4 protein-coding genes are annotated in these 4,995 nt (G+C 59.4%); 3 read left to right on the forward strand and 1 reads right to left on the reverse strand.

Annotated features, from left to right (window positions below; genetic code table 11):
* Positions 1-310: 310 nt before the first annotated feature.
* The 3 genes from OLX23_RS25635 (at position 311) to OLX23_RS25645 (ending at position 4,516) form a co-directional block, all read left to right on the forward strand.
* Positions 311-1,579: a glycosyltransferase family 4 protein gene (locus tag OLX23_RS25635; RefSeq protein ID WP_264448197.1), complete on the forward strand. Its 1,269-nt coding sequence runs from the start codon at positions 311-313 to the stop codon at positions 1,577-1,579.
* 285 nt (positions 1,580-1,864) lie between these two features.
* Positions 1,865-3,457 (forward strand): alpha-amylase family glycosyl hydrolase, encoded by a 1,593-nt coding sequence (locus OLX23_RS25640; protein WP_264448198.1) that lies wholly within the window; start codon positions 1,865-1,867, stop codon positions 3,455-3,457.
* A 6-nt stretch (positions 3,458-3,463) separates the two neighbouring features.
* Positions 3,464-4,516: a glycosyltransferase family 4 protein gene (locus OLX23_RS25645; protein WP_264448199.1), complete on the forward strand. Its 1,053-nt coding sequence runs from the start codon at positions 3,464-3,466 to the stop codon at positions 4,514-4,516.
* 245 nt (positions 4,517-4,761) lie between these two features.
* On the opposite strand, the gene OLX23_RS25650 is transcribed toward OLX23_RS25645, so the two are convergent.
* Positions 4,762-4,995, reverse strand: a 234-nt coding sequence (locus OLX23_RS25650) for a transposase domain-containing protein (protein ID WP_264448200.1), incomplete at its 5' end; no start/stop codon positions are given.

The raw sequence follows: 4,995 nt of genomic DNA on the forward strand, positions 1-4,995 counted from the left end.
TCGCTCCCATTGGCAATATACCACCCGCCGAAGCGGAGGAGCGCTACTACGCCATGCTGGACGATACCCCCATCGCCGCATAATTTAAGCCGAATGGCCTCCGGCAAGCCCGGGGCGGTTCAGTGCGACAAGATCGAAAGGCTGCCAACTCAAACGACTGGAAGCGGGAACTCGGATGAAAAAATTCCGTTATCGAACAAAATCCTAAACTGGTGACGGCATGCTTCACTCCCCGAATGCGTTCATTCCTCCTGTCTCCGTATCGCCTCTGATAGTCCCCTCTCCTGCTAAAACGCTCCATAGTAGGCGGGTGGCGCTCATCGGCACCTTTGCGCCGCGCAAATGCGGAATCGCGACGTTCACCGAAGACCTCAAGACGAAAGTCGAGGCCCACCATCCCAACATCAACTTCGATGTCTACGCGCTGGACCACTTGGAGCGCTCGTCACTCTATGATCCCTGCGTCCGAATTCTGGCCGTTGATGAGCCGGGGGCCTACAGCGATACAGCGAGGGCGATCAACGCTTCGGGCGCGGAGGCAGTGTGGCTGCAACACGAGTACGGAATTTTCGGTGGCCCTGACGGAGAATTGGTCACCGAGCTCACCGATGGCCTAAGTGTGCCGCTCATCGTCACCTTTCATACGATCCTGTCCGAACCGTCCGCGCGTCAGCGCGACGTGCTTGCGCGCCTGCTTGCACGCACCTCGCACGCCATGGTCATGTCGCGCCATGGACGGGATCTGCTGGTCAAGCTCTACGGCGCGGCCCCCGATCGCGTCACGGTCATCGAGCACGGCGCGCCCGATCGCCCATTCGGCCGCGAGAACCAATTCAAATTGCGCCTCGGTCTGCCCAAACGGCCGGTGCTTACGACCTTTGGGTTGCTGGGGCCCGGAAAGGGACTCGAGCATGCGATCGAGGCTCTGCCGGCGATCACCGCGCGTCACCCGCGCGTGCTCTACCGTATCGTCGGGGCGACTCATCCCAACCTCGTGAGTGAGCAGGGCGAGGCCTATCGGGATCAGCTCAAAGCTCGTGTCGTCGCACTCGGTGTCGAGGCTAACGTGGCTTGGGACGATCGATTTCTCGACACTCCCGAACTACTCGACCAGCTCGAAGCCTGCGACATTTATCTAACGCCCTATCACAATCTTCAACAGTCGACTTCGGGCACGCTGAGTTACGCTGTCGCGTTGGGCAAGGCTGTGGTTTCAACGCCCTATATTCACGCACGGGAACTTCTTGCCAATGGCGTCGGGCGACTGGTGCCGGTCGGTGACCCCGTTGCCATCGCTGCAGCGGTCAATGCCCTGCTCGACCATCCCCTTGAACTCGCCCGTCTGAAAGCGGCTGCTTACGCGCGTGGTCGGGCAACGATCTGGCCTCGCTTCGCTCAGGCCAGCGCCGACCTCATAGCGAGAGCTAGCGAGACGATCTCTTCAACATTGCCGGAAGCCGGCATCACACGCAGCGCCTTTGATTTCGAAGGCAGGACAACGCAAAGAGCAACGGGCTCTCATTTCATGTCCCGGCCCTCCAGCGTGACGATCCCGGCGGAAGTGCGGGCGACAGGCTGAACTGACAGGGATTGGCCAGCTTGCCGAGCCTCGGTCCAACAGGAAAAACATCAGGTCAGCGGTCGACCTTCGGATGGCGCATTTGGACTGTCGCGCGCGACCATACAAGGCCGCGTACGTCTTGCGGCAATCGGCGCGATCCGGACTAGCGTCTTATCTATCGACCTCCTTCACGAACTGGCTCAATCGACAGAACTCCGTCCGTCTACCTGGTCTCCGGCTCGAACTCATCGCGATAGCGAACCTTGACGAGCCTGATGCGTTGCTTGGCTCAGAGGTGGATCCATGACCCGTGCGAACAATGTCCGGCCCTGGTGGGAAGCTGGCGTCGTCTACCAGATCTATCCGCGGTCGTTTCAGGATAGTGATGGCGATGGTATCGGCGATCTGGAAGGCGTGCGTCAGCGGCTCGATCATATCGTTGCGCTCGGCGCTGATGCGATCTGGCTATCGCCGATCTTCCCATCTCCGATGGCAGATTTCGGTTACGATGTTGCCGACTATTGCAACATCGATCCCATGTTTGGCGATCTCGACCACTTCGATGCGCTGCTCAGCGAAGCCCATGCGCGCGGTCTGAAGCTGCTGCTCGACTTTGTCCCAAATCACACCTCGGATCAGCATCCCTGGTTCATCGAAAGCCGCGCCTCGCGCGACAACCCCAAGCGCGATTGGTATTTCTGGCGCGATCCTGCCTCGGGTGGTGGCCCACCCAATAACTGGATGAGCGACATGGGCGGCTCGGCCTGGGAATTCGACAAAAGGACCGGGCAATACTACCTTCACGCCTTTCTTAAGGAGCAGGCCGATCTGAATTGGCGCAATCCCGAAGTTCGCAAAGCAATGGACGACGTGCTCCATTTCTGGTTTGCCCGGGGGGTGGATGGCTTTCGCATCGACGTTCTTTGGCATTGCATCAAGGCAGAGGGACTGCCTGACAATCCGCCCAATCCGGATTACTACCGGGAATTGGGTGAAAAGTTTCTGGTGCTGCAGCACAACTCAGCGAACCGTCCCGAAATACACGCGATTGCGGCGAATTTCAGGACGATCGCCGATCAATATGGCGATCGACTCCTCGTGGGCGAGATATGCCTGCCGGTTCCGGCCCTAATGGAATATTATGGCAACGATCAAGCTCCCGGCGTGCATCTGCCGTTCAATTTTCAGCTTCTCGATGCTCCTTGGGACGCTGCCGCGCTGGCGGCGCTCATCACGCAGTACGAGGCTGCCCTGCCACCGGGCGGATGGCCCAACTGGGTCATGGGTAGTCATGACGCACCGCGTATTGCCGGCCGTCTGGGCGATGCGCAGGCACGGGTCGCCGCCATGCTGCTCTTGACCTTGCGGGGGACGCCGACATTGTATCAGGGAGATGAACTTGGCATCGGCCTCGTTCGGATACCGCAGGACAGAATCCGGGATCCGCAGGATCTGCGTCAACCGGGGCTCGGGCTTGGGCGCGATGGGGCTAGGACCCCGATGGCCTGGGACAGTTCGCCCCATGGAGGGTTCAGCACCGCCGAGCCCTGGCTGCCGCTGCATGAGGACTGGGAAAGACGCAACGTCGCAGCTCAAGCCAGCGACGCGAATTCGATGCTCAGCTTGTATCGCCGTCTTATGGCTCTCAGGCGCGGCAGTCCCGCGCTTTCCATCGGCACCAAGTCAGCAATCAAGGGCGAGGATGGCGTTCTGGTATACCAGCGCAAGCATGAGAACGAATGCCTGCTGGTTGCGCTCAACTTGACCAGTGAGCCGCGTGATCTTCCATTGCCATCAAGCGTGCGGCAATGCCTCGCCTCGACGATCGCAAATCGGCGCTTCGATGGAACTTTGTTGCCAGACGAAGGCGTCGTCCTTCAGCTTGAGGAATACTAAAATTACATGCGGATAGCCATGATCGCGCCTATCGCCTGGCGCACCCCTCCGCGCCACTATGGTCCTTGGGAGCTCGTGACGAGCCTTCTGACCGAAGCGCTCGTATCGCGCGGTGTCGACGTGACCCTCTTCGCGACGAAGGACAGCGTCACGGCTGCTAAGCTCGACGCTGTCGTACCCGCAGCATACTGCGAAGACCCCGCGATCGATGCGAAGGTCTGGGAAGCCCGTCATCTCGCTCATGTGTTCGAGCAGGCACGTGAATTCGACCTTATCCATAACCAGGCCGATTTTCCGGCCCATGCCTTTTCGGGGCTAGTTAACACACCGCTGGTGACGACGATCCACGGTTTTTCGTCCGATCGGATCCTGCCGATGTACAAGCCGTTTGAAAACCGTATTCATTTCGTGGCCATCAGCAATGCCGATCGGCATCCCGATCTGCGCTATGCCGCCACCATACATCATGGCATTCCGATGGATGATTTTCCCTTCGATCCCGTCGGCGCGGAGGATCTGTTGTTCTTCGGTCGCATTCATCCCGACAAGGGTGTGCGCGAGGCCATCGAAGTGGCGCGACAAGTCAAGCGGCGGCTTCATCTCTACGGGATCATCCAGGACGAAGACTACTTTCGTCGTGAAGTCGTGCCGTGGGTCGACGGCGAAAAGATCATTTATCATGGTCCCGTGGGAGGCGAGGCGAGGGTGAATGCTTTAGGGCGAGCCTATGCCATGCTGCACTTGATCAATTTCGATGAGCCATTTGGTCTTTCCGTGATCGAAGCGATGGCCTGCGGCACCCCAGTGATCGCGATGAACCGCGGTTCAATGCCGGAACTTATCGAGCATGGTGTTACTGGCTTTCTGGTCCATGACCTCGAGGACGCCGGTCACGCCCTCGCGCAGGTCACCAGCCTTGACAGAAACAGGATACGGCACAGGATTGCCCAGCGGTTTTCCATCGACCGCATGGCCAGCGAGTACATCGATCTTTACGAGGCGATTATTTCCGGGCGCACAGCCACTCCAATGTCGGAGCATCTCGCCGCAATATCCTGATTATCTTCAGGTTCGTGTGCACTGGATCGGACCAGTCGTCCCTGTTTGATGTTTATCCAACATCGGACCCGCCGCCTGATTGAGCGACTTCAGATCGAGCCGGTCATCTCCTTGGTCGCCCGAGGCAGCGCGACCCGTACGGGCTAGGGTTTCTGATCCCCGAGCACTAGGGGAACCTCGCCCGCGACCGGTTGTCCAGGCGCCGATAGGTTGTCCTGTCCGGGCGTCAGGTGTAAGCGATGTTCTCAGAGCACGGCGGTCCAGGGCATGAGCTCGGCGAGGCGGTTGGCGGAGTGACCCTTAGCTAGAGCGACGAGGGTTTGGGTCAGCCAGTCGTGCGGATTGATGCCGGACAACTTGCAATTCTCGATGAGCGTGGCGATTACCGCCCAGTTGTCGCCGCCTTCGTCTGAACCGGCGAAGAGGGCGTTCTTGCGATTTAGGGCAAGAGGTCTGATCGACCGCTCGACGGTGTTCGT

This window comes from Novosphingobium sp. JCM 18896, from assembly GCF_025938095.1.
Classification (GTDB): Bacteria; Pseudomonadota; Alphaproteobacteria; order Sphingomonadales; family Sphingomonadaceae; genus Novosphingobium.